Below are 713 nucleotides of genomic sequence, written 5' to 3'. Positions count from 1 at the left end.
CTCGGGAAGTAGCTCAGCTTGGTAGAGCACTTGGTTTGGGACCAAGGGGTCGCAGGTTCGAATCCTGTCTTCCCGACCACTAAGTTATAGTAGCTTTTAGCTAGAATAACAGCAATATCCATAATTTTTTGGGGCCTTAGCTCAGCTGGGAGAGCGCCTGCCTTGCACGCAGGAGGTCAGCGGTTCGATCCCGCTAGGCTCCACCAAAACAACTTGTATAAAGATCCTGGCGGCGTAGCTCAGCTGGCTAGAGCGTACGGTTCATACCCGTAAGGTCGGGGGTTCGATCCCCTCTGCCGCCATCTTAAAGGACCTTTAGCTCAGTTGGTTAGAGCAGACGGCTCATAACCGTCCGGTCGCAGGTTCGAGTCCTGCAAGGTCCACCAGTACTATATGTTTATGCGGAGGTATACCCAAGTTCGGCTGAAGGGAACGGTCTTGAAAACCGTCAGGCGGGTTAAACCGCGCGGGGGTTCGAATCCCTCTACCTCCTCCATTTTACTTAAATGGTGAACCGTACTGAAAGAGCAATAAAGTAATAAATAGTATTATCGCGGGGTGGAGCAGTGGTAGCTCGTCGGGCTCATAACCCGAAGGTCGCAGGTTCAAGTCCTGCCCCCGCAACCAAATGGTCCCGTGGTGTAGCGGTTAACATGCCTGCCTGTCACGCAGGAGATCGCCGGTTCGATCCCGGTCGGGACCGCCATTTTTTT

Annotated in this window: 7 tRNA genes; all 7 read left to right on the top strand. The window is 53.3% G+C overall.

Annotated features, from left to right (window positions below):
- The first annotated feature begins 2 nt into the window (after window positions 1–2).
- The 7 genes from R2B72_RS18580 to R2B72_RS18550 all read left to right on the top strand — a co-directional run bounded on the left by R2B72_RS18580 (window position 3) and on the right by R2B72_RS18550 (window position 706).
- Window positions 3–79: transfer RNA gene (locus tag R2B72_RS18580), tRNA-Pro, on the top strand.
- A 51-nt stretch (window positions 80–130) separates the two neighbouring features.
- Window positions 131–206 (top strand) — tRNA-Ala (locus R2B72_RS18575).
- 22 nt (window positions 207–228) lie between these two features.
- Window positions 229–302, top strand: a tRNA-Met gene (locus R2B72_RS18570).
- 7 nt (window positions 303–309) lie between these two features.
- Window positions 310–386: transfer RNA gene (locus R2B72_RS18565), tRNA-Ile, on the top strand.
- A 17-nt stretch (window positions 387–403) separates the two neighbouring features.
- A tRNA-Ser gene (locus R2B72_RS18560) sits at window positions 404–496 on the top strand.
- 56 nt (window positions 497–552) lie between these two features.
- Window positions 553–627 (top strand) — tRNA-Met (locus R2B72_RS18555).
- A gap of 3 nt (window positions 628–630) precedes the next feature.
- A tRNA-Asp gene (locus R2B72_RS18550) sits at window positions 631–706 on the top strand.
- The last annotated feature ends 7 nt before the right edge of the window (window positions 707–713 follow it).

This window comes from Sporosarcina sp. YIM B06819 (assembly GCF_033485175.1).
In the GTDB taxonomy this organism is placed as follows: Bacteria; Bacillota; Bacilli; order Bacillales_A; family Planococcaceae; genus Sporosarcina.
The sequence above is the reverse complement of the archived record's forward strand: the minus strand, read 5'-3'. Positions and strand labels throughout refer to the sequence as shown.